The sequence below is a fragment of the Rothia sp. HMSC071F11 genome (genome assembly GCF_001809115.1).
GTDB lineage: Bacteria > Actinomycetota > Actinomycetes > Actinomycetales > Micrococcaceae > Rothia > Rothia dentocariosa.
Genome location: NZ_KV795736.1, coordinates 1 through 248, shown reverse-complemented (window position 1 = coordinate 248; position 248 = coordinate 1). Strand labels below are relative to the sequence as shown.

At 56.9% G+C, this 248-nt stretch carries 1 pseudogene; it reads right to left on the bottom strand.

Annotated elements, in window-relative coordinates:
* Positions 1-248 (bottom strand): annotated as a pseudogene (locus HMPREF2554_RS02545) (chromosomal replication initiation protein DnaA); the annotation flags it as partial.

Here is a 248-nt window from a genome sequence, read left to right as displayed (position 1 = left end):
CGGAATCCGAAGAAACAGCGGTATGAGTATCCGTAGCTGGGGAAGAAATGTCCTCAGTCTCTGCAGGAGAAGAAATCGACTGAGTGGGAACGGCAGAGTCCACATGATGCGGCGTGTGTACTTCGGAAAAATCGGTGGGGGAGGGGGAAGAACTCTGCGGGCGCTCGGCAAAAATGGCGGGATCAACCGGTGACGCTGTTGGTGCATCGGCAACGGGCACATCCGCAGTTTGATGAGGCGGTACAGGG